Source organism: Streptococcus oralis (genome assembly GCF_004127215.1).
Classification (GTDB): domain Bacteria; phylum Bacillota; class Bacilli; order Lactobacillales; family Streptococcaceae; genus Streptococcus; species Streptococcus oralis_BD.
Map to the genome: position 1 here is coordinate 41,728 of NZ_QEWJ01000007.1, position 13,328 is coordinate 55,055.

Annotated in this window: 13 protein-coding genes; 11 read left to right on the forward strand and 2 right to left on the reverse strand. The window is 40.6% G+C overall.

Annotated elements, in window-relative coordinates:
• The first annotated feature begins 183 nt into the window (after window positions 1-183).
• Both rpsB and tsf read left to right on the forward strand, forming a co-directional pair.
• Window positions 184-963 carry a 30S ribosomal protein S2 gene (gene rpsB, locus DF216_RS06480; RefSeq protein ID WP_061421562.1) on the forward strand — a complete coding sequence of 260 codons (780 nt, stop codon included), beginning with the start codon at window positions 184-186 and terminating at the stop codon, window positions 961-963.
• Window positions 964-1,041: 78 nt separating this feature from the next.
• Window positions 1,042-2,082, forward strand: a complete 1,041-nt coding sequence (tsf, locus tag DF216_RS06485) for a translation elongation factor Ts (RefSeq protein ID WP_129326324.1) — start codon at window positions 1,042-1,044, stop codon at window positions 2,080-2,082.
• A gap of 87 nt (window positions 2,083-2,169) precedes the next feature.
• On the opposite strand, the gene cysK is transcribed toward tsf, so the two are convergent.
• Window positions 2,170-3,096, reverse strand: coding sequence for a cysteine synthase A (gene cysK / locus DF216_RS06490; protein ID WP_036756395.1), 927 nt, complete (start codon window positions 3,094-3,096; stop codon window positions 2,170-2,172).
• Window positions 3,097-3,251: 155 nt separating this feature from the next.
• A complete protein-coding gene (locus DF216_RS06495; RefSeq protein ID WP_006149071.1) occupies window positions 3,252-3,887 on the reverse strand; it encodes a YigZ family protein in 636 nt (211 codons plus the stop codon).
• 55 nt (window positions 3,888-3,942) lie between these two features.
• Between DF216_RS06495 and DF216_RS06500 the strand changes: the two genes are divergently transcribed.
• From DF216_RS06500 to DF216_RS06540, 9 genes are all read left to right on the forward strand, one after another.
• Complete coding sequence (locus tag DF216_RS06500; protein ID WP_129326325.1) at window positions 3,943-5,241, forward strand: DEAD/DEAH box helicase; 1,299 nt, start codon at window positions 3,943-3,945, stop codon at window positions 5,239-5,241.
• Entirely contained in the window at window positions 5,238-5,900 is a 663-nt protein-coding gene (locus tag DF216_RS06505) for a ComF family protein (RefSeq protein WP_129326326.1), read from the forward strand. The genes DF216_RS06500 and DF216_RS06505 overlap by 4 nt, the downstream gene beginning before the upstream one ends.
• Window positions 5,901-5,979: 79 nt before the next feature.
• Window positions 5,980-6,528, forward strand: a complete 549-nt coding sequence (gene hpf, locus DF216_RS06510; RefSeq protein WP_000599111.1) for a ribosome hibernation-promoting factor, HPF/YfiA family — start codon at window positions 5,980-5,982, stop codon at window positions 6,526-6,528.
• A gap of 88 nt (window positions 6,529-6,616) precedes the next feature.
• Window positions 6,617-7,795, forward strand: coding sequence for an acetyl-CoA C-acetyltransferase (locus DF216_RS06515; protein ID WP_125827381.1), 1,179 nt, complete (start codon window positions 6,617-6,619; stop codon window positions 7,793-7,795).
• Window positions 7,796-7,956: 161 nt separating this feature from the next.
• Window positions 7,957-9,930 carry a DHH family phosphoesterase gene (locus DF216_RS06520; RefSeq protein WP_129326327.1) on the forward strand — a complete coding sequence of 658 codons (1,974 nt, stop codon included), beginning with the start codon at window positions 7,957-7,959 and terminating at the stop codon, window positions 9,928-9,930.
• Window positions 9,927-10,379, forward strand: coding sequence for a 50S ribosomal protein L9 (gene rplI, locus DF216_RS06525; RefSeq protein ID WP_000864209.1), 453 nt, complete (start codon window positions 9,927-9,929; stop codon window positions 10,377-10,379). The genes DF216_RS06520 and rplI overlap by 4 nt, the downstream gene beginning before the upstream one ends.
• A gap of 43 nt (window positions 10,380-10,422) precedes the next feature.
• Window positions 10,423-11,775 (forward strand): replicative DNA helicase, encoded by a 1,353-nt coding sequence (gene dnaB / locus DF216_RS06530; RefSeq protein ID WP_129326328.1) that lies wholly within the window; start codon window positions 10,423-10,425, stop codon window positions 11,773-11,775.
• A gap of 1 nt (window position 11,776) precedes the next feature.
• A complete protein-coding gene (locus DF216_RS06535) occupies window positions 11,777-12,052 on the forward strand; it encodes a Veg family protein (protein WP_001278166.1) in 276 nt (91 codons plus the stop codon).
• Between the two features lie 90 nt (window positions 12,053-12,142).
• Entirely contained in the window at window positions 12,143-13,252 is a 1,110-nt protein-coding gene (locus DF216_RS06540) for an SH3 domain-containing protein (protein WP_129326329.1), read from the forward strand.
• The last annotated feature ends 76 nt before the right edge of the window (window positions 13,253-13,328 follow it).

Here is a 13,328-nt window from a genome sequence, read left to right on the forward strand (position 1 = left end):
TTTAATTGAAAGCAAGGCCGAAATATATCAAAACCACTTGAAAATATCGCAAAAATGTGGTAGAATAAAGCTTGTCGTGTAAACGATAATACTCATTCTTGATGAATTGTGAAACAGTTGCCTTTGGGTCGTTTTGCGAGTCGAAGTCAAGAAGAGGAAAAAAACAAAAAGGAGAATTTACTCATGGCAGTAATTTCAATGAAACAACTTCTTGAGGCTGGTGTTCACTTTGGTCACCAAACTCGTCGCTGGAACCCTAAGATGGCTAAGTACATCTTCACTGAGCGTAACGGTATCCACGTTATCGACCTTCAACAAACTGTAAAATACGCAGATCAAGCTTATGACTTCATGCGTGATGCAGCTGCAAACGATGCAGTTGTATTGTTCGTTGGTACTAAGAAACAAGCTGCTGACGCTGTTAAAGAAGAAGCAGAACGTTCAGGTCAATACTACATCAACCACCGTTGGTTGGGTGGAACTCTTACTAACTGGGGAACTATCCAAAAACGTATCGCTCGTTTGAAAGAAATCAAACGTATGGAAGAAGAAGGAATCTTCGACGTTCTTCCTAAGAAAGAAGTTGCGCTTCTTAACAAACAACGTGCACGTCTTGAAAAATTCTTGGGTGGTATCGAAGATATGCCTCGTATCCCAGATGTTATGTACGTAGTTGACCCACATAAAGAGCAAATCGCTGTTAAAGAAGCTAAAAAATTGGGAATCCCAGTTGTAGCGATGGTTGACACAAACACTGACCCAGACGATATCGATGTAATCATCCCAGCTAACGATGACGCTATCCGCGCTGTTAAATTGATCACAGCTAAATTGGCTGACGCTATCATCGAAGGACGTCAAGGTGAAGATGCAGTAGCAGTTGAAGCAGAATTTGCAGCTTCAGAAGCTCAAGCAGATTCAATCGAAGAAATCGTTGAAGTTGTAGAAGGCGACAACGCTTAATTCATATAAATAGTAATTACCTAGGAGGGCGGGGCGTAGCCCGGCTCTTCTATTTTTAAAAAATATAGGAGAATCAAAATGGCAGAAATTACAGCTAAACTTGTAAAAGAGTTGCGTGAAAAATCTGGTGCCGGTGTTATGGACGCTAAGAAAGCATTGGTTGAAGTTGAAGGTGATATCGAAAAAGCGATTGAATTGCTTCGCGAAAAAGGTATGGCAAAAGCAGCTAAGAAAGCTGACCGTGTTGCTGCAGAAGGTTTGACTGGTGTATTTGTTAACGGTAACGTTGCAGCAGTAGTTGAAGTAAATGCTGAAACTGACTTTGTTGCGAAAAATGCTCAATTTGTTGACTTGGTAAACGCTACAGCTAAAGTAATCGCTGAAGGAAAACCAGCTAACAACGAAGAAGCTCTTGCTTTGACAATGCCTTCAGGTGAAACTCTTGAAGCTGCATATGTATCTGCAACAGCTACAATCGGTGAAAAAATCTCATTCCGCCGTTTTGCTTTGCTTGAAAAAACAGACGCCCAACACTTTGGAGCATACCAACACAATGGTGGCCGTATCGGTGTTATCTCTGTTATTGAAGGTGGAGATGAGGCGCTTGCTAAACAAATCTCAATGCACATCGCTGCGATGAAACCAACAGTTCTTTCATACAAAGAATTGGACGAACAATTCGTTAAAGATGAGTTGGCACAATTGAACCATGTAATTGACCAAGATAACGAAAGTCGCGCTATGGTTGGTAAGCCAGCACTTCCACACTTGAAGTATGGATCAAAAGCTCAATTGACTGACGAAGTAATTGCTCAAGCTGAAGCTGACATCAAAGCTGAATTGGCTGCAGAAGGCAAACCAGAAAAAATCTGGGATAAAATCATTCCAGGTAAAATGGATCGCTTCATGCTTGATAACACTAAAGTTGACCAAGCATACACACTTCTTGCACAAGTCTACATCATGGATGACAGCAAGACAGTTGAAGCATACCTTGAATCAGTTAACGCTTCAGTAGTTGAGTTCGCTCGCTTTGAAGTTGGTGAAGGTATCGAAAAAGCTGCAAATGACTTTGAAGCTGAAGTTGCAGCTACAATGGCAGCAGCTTTGAATAACTAATAACAAAAAGAGGAAGCAGATTTGCTTCCTCTTTCTTATAGAAAAAATTACAAAGCCCTTGTTAAAGGGCTTTGTGTATTTAGGAGACTAGACTTCGAACTCATAGAGCGCTGTAGATAGGTAACGTTCTCCGTTATCTGGTGCAAGCGCAAGGACTTTTTTACCTGCCCCAAGTTTTTTAGCAACTTCGATTGCTGCATAGATAGCTGCGGCAGAAGAAATACCTACCAAGAAGCCTTCTTTTCCACCAATTTCGCGACCAAGTGCAAGAGCATTGTCTGATGTCACGCGAACGATACCATCATAAGCTTCTGTATCAAGTGTTTCTGGGATGAATCCTGCAGAGATACCTTGAATTTTGTGAGGTCCTGGTTTTTCACCTGATAAGATTGCTGATTCGTCTGCCTCAACTGCAAAAACTTGAATGTCTGAATTAGCCGATTTAAGAGCGTGAGAGACACCAGAAATAGTTCCTCCAGTACCAACACCAGCAACAAAGGCATCTAAACCATCAGCACCGAAATCAGCTAGAATTTCAGCTCCTGTTGTTCTTTCGTGGACTTCTGGGTTAGCTTGGTTATTAAACTGTAATGGTAGGAAACCATCGCGTTCAGTAGCAATTTCTTGCGCTTTAGCAATCGCACCTTTCATACCTTCACTACCGGGAGTGAGGACTAGTTCAGCACCATAAGCTTGGATGATCTTACGGCGTTCAACACTCATTGTTTCAGGCATAACGATGACAACTTTATAACCTTTAGCAGCACCAACCCATGAAAGACCGATACCAGTGTTCCCGCTTGTTGCTTCTACAATAGTAGAGCCTGGTTTCAGTTTACCCTCTTGCTCTGCTTTTTCAATCATACTAAGAGCGATGCGGTCTTTAACGGATGAACCTGGGTTAAAAGCTTCTAGTTTTACGTAAACGTCTGCTGCACCTTCTGGTACAATGTTATTCAATTTAACAATCGGTGTTTTTCCGATAAGTTCTGTGATATTGTTATAAATAGCCATGTTAGCACCTCTTTATATAAGATGCTTCTAGTATAACGCTATCTTAAACTTTTGTAAAATATAGAAATCCTATCGAAGCGATAGGATTTTTTTATAACAATCAGAAAAATAGTTAGTGTAAATCTAAAAATTGAGGGAAGATATTTAAAAGTGCTTTACACAAGGTTTACAGGAACTTCAACTTCTCGTAAGCCTTGATCTGTTAGGATAACTTTCCCATTAAAAAATTCTATGAGAGCAGCTTTGGTATCCTCTTTATCTTCTTTATCGACAAAGATAATTGTGTCAACTTGATCTGTAAAGTTGGTTTCGAGTTCCATAAGATTATGTTCTTTAAGAAAATTCCCATACTCTTGATATTGAGCATAGCTCATTTGAATTTGAATCCCTGCTTGTTCTTTAATTTCAACAATTCCAATTTCTTTGACAGCTAAGGCAACACTACCTGCATAAGCGCGAATAAGACCTCCTGCTCCCAGTTTGATACCACCAAAATATCTGGTAACAACTACACAAACATTGGTCAAATTGTGATTTTCTAGAACTCCTAGCATAGGTACACCAGCAGTTCCACTTGGCTCCCCATCATCACTGGTTCGCTTGATTTCACTGCGCTCACCGATAATAAAAGCAGAGCAGTTGTGGGTAGCCTTATAGTGTTCCTTTTTGATAGCAGTGATAAAGGCACGAGCTTCTTCTTCACTATAGACACGTTTTGCATGACAAATAAATCGTGATTTTTTGATTTCTTCTTGGACTTGTCCGTCCTCTTTTATCGTTCTAAATTCCATATTTTTATTGTACTAAAAAATAGTCTAAAGTTCTATATTTTACGAATAAAGAAGTATGAAAATAAATCCAAATTATCTTGGTCGACTTTTTACAGAACAAGAATTAAGCCCTGAAAAACGACAACTGGCGGAGAAGCTGCCAAGTATGAGAAAAGAGAAGGGGAAACTCTTCTGTCAACGATGTGATAGTATGATTCAAGATGAATGGTCTCTACCTATTAATGCTCATTACTGCCGAGAATGTTTGTTGATGAAGCGAGTTAGGAGTGATCAGGCCTTATATTATTTCCCTCAAGAAGATTTTCCTAAACAAGATGTTCTTAAATGGAAGGGACAATTGACTCCATTTCAAGAGAAAGTATCAGAAGGCTTACTTCATGCAGTAGAGAACCAGCAACCGACTTTAGTTCATGCGGTAACTGGCGCTGGGAAGACAGAGATGATTTATAAAGTTGTTGCGAAAGTTATTAATGATGGTGGCGCAGTTTGTCTAGCAAGTCCACGGATAGATGTTTGTTTGGAATTGTATAAGCGATTGCAGAATGACTTTGCTTGCGACATAGCACTACTCCATGGCGAATCAGATCCCTATTTTCGAACTCCCCTAGTAGTTGCAACGACTCATCAGTTGTTAAAATTTCATCATGCTTTTGACTTACTGATAGTGGACGAAGTAGATGCCTTTCCTTATGTTGACAATCAAATGCTTTACCATGCTGTAAAGAATAGTGTAAAGGAGAATGGCATGAGAATCTTTTTAACAGCTACATCTACTGATGAGTTAGATAAGAAAGTTCGAATAGGAGAGTTAAAAAGGCTAAGCTTGCCGAGACGGTTTCATGGAAATCCATTGATCATTCCAAAGCCAGTTTGGTTATCAGATTTTAATCGCTGTTTAGAGAAAAGTCAGTTGTCATCTAAGTTAAAGACCTACATTGAGAAACAGAGAAGAACAGGTTATCCATTGCTTATTTTTGCATCAGAGATTAAGAAAGGTGAAAAACTAAAAGAAATACTACAGGTGCATTTCCCGAATGAGAATATCGGTTTTGTATCTTCTGTCACAGAAAATCGATTAGAGCAGGTGCAAGCTTTTCGAGATGGAGAGTTGACGATATTGATCAGTACGACAATTTTAGAGCGTGGGGTTACCTTCCCTTGTGTGGATGTTTTCGTTGTAGAAGCTAATCATCGTCTCTTTACCAAGTCTAGCTTGATTCAGATTGGTGGGCGAGTTGGGCGTAGTATGGACAGACCAACTGGTGAGTTGCTCTTCTTTCATGATGGATTAAATACTTCCATCAAAAAGGCAATCAAGGAAATCAAGCAGATGAACATGGAGGCAGGTTTATGAACTGTTTATTATGTGGACAGACTACCAAGTGTGAGCTGACTTTTAGTAGTCTCTTCCTTTTGAAGGACGACTGCAGTTATCTTTGCTTAGCTTGTGCTTCTAGTTTTGAGAAGATTGGTGAGAAATATTGTCCAAACTGTATGAAAACAGGGGTGTCAACTCAGTGTCAAGATTGTAAACTTTGGTGTAAAGAAGGAGTGCAGGTTGATCATAAGGCGATTTTTACCTATAATCAAGCTATGAAAGACTTTTTCAGTCAATATAAGTTTGATGGCGATTTTTTGCTTAGAAAAGTTTTTGCTTCCGTTCTTGCTGAGGAGCTGAAACAGTATAGAGGTTATCAATTTGTTGTAATTCCCCTAAGTCCTGAAAGATTGCTTGAGAGGGGATTTAACCAGGTTGAAGGTTTGGTTGAGGCAGCAGGATTTTCTTTTCAAGATTTACTAGGGAAAAGAGAAGAGACGGCTAGTTCTTCTAAGAATCGCTCGGAACGATTAGCTACCGAAATTCCATTTTTTATAAAAACTGAAGCCCCTCTTCCTAAGAAAATTTTGGTTATTGATGACATCTATACAACAGGGGCAACTGTCAATCGTGTGAAGCGTCTTTTGGAAGAAGCAGGAGCTTTGGATGTTAAAACTTTTTCCCTTGTAAGATGAGGAAAAAATTTGCAAAATGAAAATGAAAGCGCTATAATATAGTTAGAAAAACAAAAATGTTTAGAAAGAAGGTACTTATATGATTAAATATAGTATCCGTGGTGAAAACCTAGAAGTAACAGAAGCAATTCGTGATTATGTAGTTTCTAAACTCGAAAAGATCGAAAAGTATTTCCAACCAGAGCAAGAGTTGGATGCACGTGTGAATTTGAAAGTTTACCGTGAAAAAACGGCAAAAGTTGAAGTAACAATTCCACTTGGGTCAATTACTCTTCGTGCAGAAGATATTTCTCAAGATATGTATGGTTCTATCGATCTTGTAACAGATAAAATTGAACGCCAGATTCGAAAAAATAAAACAAAAATCGAACGCAAGAATAAAAATAAGGTTGCAACAAGCCAACTCTTTACAGATGCTCTAGTTGAAGATGCAAATGTTGTGCAACCAAAAGTGGTTCGTTCAAAACAAATTGATTTGAAGCCAATGGATTTAGAAGAAGCGCTTCTTCAAATGGATTTATTGGGACATGATTTCTTTATCTATGTAGATGTAGAAGATCAAACAACAAATGTTTTGTATCGTCGTGAAGATGGTGAAGTTGGTTTGCTTGAAGTAAAAGAATCATAAAATAGAATTTTCAAAGTGGTTTACACCAGTGTAAACCACTTTTATATTGCGTCATTAGTCATTATATGAGGTATAAATGGAGGTAGTCATGAAAGACGTAGTTATTGTTTCGGCGGTGCGAACACCTTTAGGTTCCTTTGGCGGGAGTTTGAAGAATGTTTCTGCTGTTGATTTGGGATCTTTGGTCATTAAGAGTGCTTTGGAAAAAGCGAATATTAAACCAGAGCAGGTAGATGAAGTGATTATGGGAAATGTCCTAGGTGCAGGTTTAGGCCAAAACGTGGCTCGCCAAATGAGTATTCATGCGGGGGTTCCTGAATTTACACCAGCCTTTACTATCAATAAGGTTTGTGGTTCAGGTTTAAAGGCAGTTCAGTTAGCTGCTCAAGCGATTCAGTGCGGAGATGCAGATATTGTCGTGGCTGGTGGTGCAGAAAATATGAGTCAGGCTCCATATGTTTTGCCAAACTTCCGTTGGGGCGGCCGTATGGGAGATTCGAAAGTGGTAGATACCATGATTAAGGACGGTTTGTCTGATGCCTTTAACGAATACCATATGGGGATTACAGCTGAAAATGTGGCTGAAGAATATGGTATCAGTCGAGAAGAACAAGATGTTTTTGCTTTAGAGTCACAAAAACGAGCAGTGGCGGCTATAGAATCTGGACGCTTTAAGGAAGAGATTGTTCCGGTGGTTATTCCTCAACGTAAAGGCGATCCTATCGTCTTTGATACAGATGAATTTCCTAGAAAAGATGCTAGCTTGGAGAGTTTATCTAAGCTAGATCCTGTTTTCAAAAAAGACGGTTCTGTTACAGCGGGGAATGCCTCAGGTATCAATGACGGAGCAGCGGCTGTCTTGGTCATGAGTGCTGAAAAAGCTGAAGAATTGGGACTTCCAGTCATTGCTCGTATTCGTTCGTATGCAAGTGCAGGTTTGGATCCTAAGATGATGGGATGTGGACCGATTTATGCGACTCGCAAAGCTCTTGAAAAAGGCAATTTGACAGTTGATGATCTCGACTTGATTGAGTCAAATGAAGCCTTTGCTGCTCAGGCTTGTGCGGTTGGGAAAACACTTGGCTTTAACACAGATATTGTCAATGTCAATGGTGGCGCGATTGCTCTTGGTCACCCAATTGGAGCTTCAGGCTGCCGTATCTTAGTGACTCTGGTACATGAGATGATGAAACGTGATGCTAAAACTGGTTTAGCAACTCTCTGTATCGGGGGAGGGATGGGAACAGCCCTCATCGTTGAACGTTAAGTGACAGTAACCAGAGTATATAGATGTGCAGGAGGATAATGGGCTTATTCTCCTTTTTGCAGTCAAACCATAAAAAATCAATAAGGAAAAGGAGGCTTATCATTTTTTAAAGGTCGCTTTTTAAGGGCTTTTGTGATATAATAATGCGCAAGAGGTTTAGAATGAAAAAAAATAATTTAACTCCGATTTCTGCGGTTCTACTAGGGATTGCAACTTTCGGAACCTTAACAATGCTGATTATTTTTTCACAAAATATTGCTGTAACGATCAGTGCCTTGTTTTTATTTGTACTTCTTTATCTGCTTTTATTCATCTGGCAAAAAAAACAGTATGAAAAGAGCGAAATTGAACAAATCCAATATGTAAATCATCAAGCGGAAGATAGCTTAAACACGCTGCTCGAACAAATGCCGGTTGGTGTTCTGAAATTAGACTTATCTACTGGCGAAGTAGAGTGGTTTAATCCTTATGCTGAGTTGATTTTGACAACTGAAGAAGGCGAAATTGATGTTGAATTGATTCAAACCATCATCAAGGCTTCTGTGGGGGTCCCTGGTTCTTATGCTACCTTAGGGGAGACACGATATGCTGTTCATATGGACAAGGCTTCAGGTGTCCTGTATTTCTTTGACGTTTCAGGGGAATATGAAGCAACTGTCGAATTGGTAACTAGTCGACCAGTGATTGGGGTTATCTCGGTAGACAACTACGATGATCTGGAAGATGCAACCTCCGACTCCGATATCAGTCATATTAATAGTTTTGTGGCAAATTTTGTTTCAGAGTTTGCTAGTAAATACGCTATGTTTTCTCGGCGTGTGGGGATGGACCGCTTTTATTTATTTACTGATTACACAGTTCTTGAGGGCTTGATGAATGATAAATTCTCTGTGATTGATGCCTTTCGTGAGGAGGCTAAGCAGAGACAGTTGCCATTGACCTTGAGCATGGGCTTTTCTTATGGTGATGGAAATCATGATGAGATAGGGAAAGTTGCTTTAAGGAACTTGAACTTGGCTGAGGTTCGTGGTGGGGACCAAGTGGTCGTCAAGGAAAATGATGAAACCAAGAATCCAATCTATTTTGGTGGTGGTTCCGCAGCCTCTGTTAAGAGAACGAGAACACGTACGAGAGCGATGATGACAGCTATTTCAGATAAGATTCGCAGTGTGGATCAGGTATTTGTAGTTGGTCATAAGAATCTAGATATGGATGCCTTGGGGTCTGCGGTTGGTATGCAGTTGTTTTCTAGCAATATCACTGAAAATAGCTATGCTGTTTATGATGCAGAACAAATGTCACCAGATATTGAGCGGGCTATCAACTTCTTGGAAAAAGAGGGTGTCACCAAGCTCTTGCCTTTGGCTAATGCGATGAACTCAGTTACAAATCGTTCGTTGTTGATTTTAGTGGATCATTCGAAGACGGCTTTGACCTTGTCCAAAGGTTTTTATGATTTGTTTACTCAAACCATCATCATTGACCACCATCGACGTGATCAGGATTTTCCAGAGAATGCAGTAATCACCTATATCGAAAGTGGAGCAAGTAGTGCGAGTGAGTTGGTAACAGAATTGATTCAGTTCCAAAATTCTAAGAAGAATCGTTTGAGTCGTATGCAGGCCAGTGTACTGATGGCTGGTATGATGCTGGATACCAAAAACTTTACATCTCGAGTAACGAGTCGAACCTTTGATGTTGCTAGCTACCTTCGGACACGTGGAAGCGATAGTATTGCTATCCAGGAGATTGCTGCGACAGATTTTGAAGAGTACCGTGAGGTAAATGAACTCATTTTACAAGGTCGTAAATTGGGTTCAGATGTCTTGATTGCCCAAGCTAAGGACTCGACTACCTATGACACAGTTGTCATCAGTAAGGCTGCCGATGCTATGTTGGCCATGTCCGGTATTGAAGCCAGCTTCGTTCTAGCGAAAAATACACAAGGATTTATCTCAATCTCAGCTCGAAGTCGCAGTAAAATCAATGTACAACGCATTATGGAAGAGTTGGGTGGCGGTGGTCACTTTAATCTAGCTGCTGCGCAAATCGAGAATATGAGTCTGTCAGAAGCAGGAGAAAAATTGACTCAACTTGTTTTGGATGAACTAAAGGAAAAGGAGAAAGAAGAATGAAAGTAATCTTTTTAGCAGATGTTAAAGGAAAAGGGAAAAAAGGCGAAATCAAGGAAGTGCCAACTGGCTACGCTCAAAACTTCCTGATTAAAAAGAATTTGGCCAAGGAAGCGACTGCTCAAGCAGTGGGTGAGTTGCGTGGAAAACAAAAATCTGAAGAAAAGGCTCATGCAGAGATGATTGCCGAAGCAAAGGCCATCAAGGCCAAGCTTGAAGCAGAAGAGACTGTTGTAGAGTTTGTTGAGAAGGTTGGACCGGATGGCCGTACATTTGGCTCCATCACTAACAAGAAGATTGCGGAAGAGTTGCAAAAGCAATTTGGTATCAAGATTGACAAACGTCACATTCAAGTAAAAGCACCAATTCGAGCAGTTGGTTTGATTGATGTACCAGTGAAGATCTATCAAGATGTTACAAGTGTCATCAATCTTCGTGTAAAAGAAGGTTAAGTTTACAACTTCTTGACAAGATTGTAAAAGGAAGGAAAGTCGGATGGCAGAAGTAGAAGAACTACGAGTTCAACCTCAGGATATTTTGGCAGAACAATCTGTTCTGGGGGCTATTTTTATAGATGAGAGTAAACTCGTTTTTGTACGGGAATACATTGATTCTCGTGACTTCTTTAAGTATGCTCATCGGTTGATTTTCCAAGCGATGGTGGACTTGTCAGATCGTGGAGAAGCAATTGATGCGACAACAGTTCGGACGATTTTGGATAGTCAAGGGGACCTCCAAAATGTTGGTGGCTTATCCTATCTTGTTGAAATTGTCAACTCTGTGCCAACTTCAGCTAATGCAGAGTATTATGCTAAAATAGTTGCAGAAAAGGCTATGCTACGTCGCTTGATTTCCAAGTTGACAGAGTCTGTCAACCAAGCCTATGAAGCTTCTAAGCCTGCAGATGAAATCATCGCTCAAGCGGAAAAGGGACTCATTGATGTTAGCGAAAATGCCAATCGTAGTGGTTTCAAGAACATCCGTGATATTCTAAATATCAACTTCGGGAACCTAGAAGTTCGGTCACAACAAACAACGGATATCACAGGTATTGCGACAGGTTATCGTGATTTGGACCATATGACGACCGGATTGCATGAGGAGGAACTGATTATTATAGCAGCTCGTCCTGCGGTCGGTAAAACAGCCTTTGCTTTGAACATTGCTCAGAATATCGGAACCAAGTTGGACAAGACGGTAGCCATCTTTTCACTGGAAATGGGTGCAGAAAGCCTAGTAGACCGTATGTTGGCAGCCGAAGGTTTGGTGGAATCCCATTCTATCCGTACGGGTCAATTGACCGACGAGGAATGGCAAAAGTATACCATTGCTCAAGGGAACCTAGCCAACGCGAGTATCTATATCGATGATACACCAGGGATTCGGATTACGGAAATTCGTTCGCGCTCACGCAAACTGGCTCAAGAAACAGGTAATTTGGGCTTGATTTTAATTGACTACCTGCAACTGATAACAGGAACTGGTCGAGAAAATCGTCAACAAGAGGTTTCAGAAATTTCACGTCAGTTGAAAATTCTAGCAAAGGAACTAAAGGTTCCAGTCATTGCTCTCAGTCAGTTATCTCGTGGTGTGGAACAGCGTCAGGACAAGAGACCAGTCTTGTCTGATATTCGTGAATCGGGTTCTATTGAGCAGGATGCGGATATCGTAGCCTTTCTATACCGTGACGACTACTACGATCGTGCGGGTGAAGAAGAGGAAGGAATTCCAAATAATAAGGTTGAGGTTATCATCGAGAAAAACCGTAGTGGAGCTCGTGGAACGGTGGAATTGATTTTCCAAAAAGAATACAATAAATTTTCAAGTATCTCAAAGAGGGAGGCATAAGATGTCAGATGCATTTACAGATGTAGCCAAGATGAAAAAAATCAAAGAAGAAATCAAGGCACATGAGGGACAAGTCGTTGAAATGACTTTGGAAAATGGCCGTAAGCGCCAAAAAAATAGATTGGGTAAGCTAATTGAGGTTTATCCATCTCTATTTATCGTTGAATTTGGGGATGTTGAGGGAGACAAACAAGCTAATGTTTATGTTGAATCCTTCACCTACTCAGATATCTTGACAGAAAAGAATTTAATTCGCTATCTAGACCAAGAATCCTAAAATGAAGTGAGCTTTGCTCACTTTTTTCTTTTTCTCCCGAATAGTATAAACGAGGGTAACCTCGGAAATTTATATTATTAAGGAGAATGAATGACGTTTTTAAAATCAGGAGTTAAGAAGAGTGGATATACTCAGTTGGGTGTAGGACTGGCTACTTTGTTCGTTACGAGTACTTTTTTGTTTGGTGGTGAATCGGTTCAGGCTGACAGTGTAGCGCGTGGAGATGACTATCCGATTCATTACAAAAACGGTAGTGTTGAAATCGATCAATGGCGGATGTATTCTCGCCAGTGTACATCTTTTGCGGCCTTTCGTTTGAGTAGTGTGAATGGCTTTGAGATTCCTCCTGCCTACGGTAATGCGAATGAATGGGGACACCGCGCAAGGAGAGAAGGCTACCGTGTTGACACTAAGCCAGAAGTTGGATCTATTGCTTGGTCGACAGAAGGTTACTACGGGCACGTGGCCTGGGTATCAAATGTATCAGGTGACACGATTGAGATCGAAGAGTATAACTATGGCGTTAGGGAGAAATACAATCGTCGAAGCGTAAAAGCTAGCTCTATGACAGGTTTTATCCATTTTAAGGACTTGGTAGGGAATGGTGGTAGAACTGGAAATCCTATTGGATCAGGGTTGTCGTCTAGTGGGACTCATACGTTTACTCAAAAGTCTGCCATTCGAAACCAGCCGTCAAGTACAGCACAAGTTATTGACTACTACTATCCTGGTGAACATGTTAGATACGACCAAATCGTAGAAAAGGACGGTTATAAATGGCTCAGCTATCTATCTTACAGTGGTGCTAGACGATACGTTCAGCATACGGAAACAGAATCAGTGGAGAATGGTTGGAAGAAGCAAAACGGTATTTGGAATTACCGTGAGAACGGGAAACTCGCAACTGGTTGGAAGAAAATAAATGGCAGTTGGTATCACTTCAAAGAAAACGGGACTATGTCAACAGGTTGGGTAAAGGATGGCTCGCATTGGTACTATCTAAAGACATCAGGGGAGATGCAGACAGGATGGCTCAAGGAAAATGGAACATGGTATTATTTGGAAAGTTCAGGGGCTATGAAGTCTAGTCAGTGGTTCCAAGTAGGAGGAAAGTATTACTACGTTAATGCTTCAGGGGCTTTAGCAGTGAATACCACTGTGGATGGCTATCGAGTGGATAGTAATGGAGCTAGAATCTAGAAAGAATATAAAAAAGAGGACTTCACTACCATTTGCTGGCTCTTTCCGATGGTATTTTTCCCCTCTTTCCTTTATA

Bases quoted from the DNA above. Each gene is read 5' to 3' on its own strand.
- rpsB (WP_061421562.1), top strand. From the start codon at position 184: ATGGCAGTAATTTCAATGAAACAACTTCTTGAGGCTGGTGTTCACTTT.
- tsf (WP_129326324.1), top strand. From the start codon at position 1,042: ATGGCAGAAATTACAGCTAAACTTGTAAAAGAGTTGCGTGAAAAATCT.
- cysK (WP_036756395.1), bottom strand. From the start codon at position 3,096: ATGGCTATTTATAACAATATCACAGAACTTATCGGAAAAACACCGATT.
- DF216_RS06495 (WP_006149071.1), bottom strand. From the start codon at position 3,887: ATGGAATTTAGAACGATAAAAGAGGACGGACAAGTCCAAGAAGAAATC.
- DF216_RS06500 (WP_129326325.1), top strand. From the start codon at position 3,943: ATGAAAATAAATCCAAATTATCTTGGTCGACTTTTTACAGAACAAGAA.
- DF216_RS06505 (WP_129326326.1), top strand. From the start codon at position 5,238: ATGAACTGTTTATTATGTGGACAGACTACCAAGTGTGAGCTGACTTTT.
- hpf (WP_000599111.1), top strand. From the start codon at position 5,980: ATGATTAAATATAGTATCCGTGGTGAAAACCTAGAAGTAACAGAAGCA.
- DF216_RS06515 (WP_125827381.1), top strand. From the start codon at position 6,617: ATGAAAGACGTAGTTATTGTTTCGGCGGTGCGAACACCTTTAGGTTCC.
- DF216_RS06520 (WP_129326327.1), top strand. From the start codon at position 7,957: ATGAAAAAAAATAATTTAACTCCGATTTCTGCGGTTCTACTAGGGATT.
- rplI (WP_000864209.1), top strand. From the start codon at position 9,927: ATGAAAGTAATCTTTTTAGCAGATGTTAAAGGAAAAGGGAAAAAAGGC.
- dnaB (WP_129326328.1), top strand. From the start codon at position 10,423: ATGGCAGAAGTAGAAGAACTACGAGTTCAACCTCAGGATATTTTGGCA.
- DF216_RS06535 (WP_001278166.1), top strand. From the start codon at position 11,777: ATGTCAGATGCATTTACAGATGTAGCCAAGATGAAAAAAATCAAAGAA.
- DF216_RS06540 (WP_129326329.1), top strand. From the start codon at position 12,143: ATGACGTTTTTAAAATCAGGAGTTAAGAAGAGTGGATATACTCAGTTG.